Origin of the sequence: Paraburkholderia sp. SIMBA_053 (genome assembly GCF_046534895.1) — a bacterium.
Lineage (GTDB): Bacteria > Pseudomonadota > Gammaproteobacteria > Burkholderiales > Burkholderiaceae > Paraburkholderia > Paraburkholderia caledonica.
Window position 1 is genome coordinate 1 of record NZ_JAWRXU010000089.1, and the last position, 484, is coordinate 484.

At 63.0% G+C, this 484-nt stretch carries 1 protein-coding gene; it reads right to left on the reverse strand.

What is annotated here, in order from left to right:
- Positions 1–363: NUDIX hydrolase (locus SB753_RS34690; protein WP_410804556.1), on the reverse strand; the 363-nt coding region annotated here is incomplete at its 3' end.
- Positions 364–484 lie beyond the last annotated feature (121 nt).

The window sequence follows — 484 nt, forward strand, 5'->3', positions numbered from 1 at the left end:
ATCGAGCAGCCGCGCGAGGTAGAACAGATGCACCTGATGCACGTGCGGCACGTTCAGCAGCGTGTACAGGTTTTGCACTTCGACGCGCGCGCCGGCTTCTTCCAGCGTTTCGCGCGAGGCGGCTTCCGAGGTGGTCTCTCCCATTTCCATGAAGCCTGCGGGCAGAGTCCAGTAGCCGTAGCGCGGTTCGATCGCGCGCCGGCACAGCAGCACCTTGTCATCCCAGACGGGAACGGTGCCGACCACGTTGCGCGGATTCTGATAGTGCACGGTGCCGCAGCTCGCGCAGACGAAGCGTTCACGGTTGTCGCCGGGCGGGATGCTCAGGCTCACTGCGTGGCCGCAGACGGAACAGAATTTCATAGGAAGCGGATGGGAAACGGTGATGGGAGTGTATCACCGGGGAGCGGCGTGACGATGACGGAGGCGGACGACGTAAGTGCTGCGTGCGCGTGATGATTTCGTGTTGAAGCGAAGGCCGACC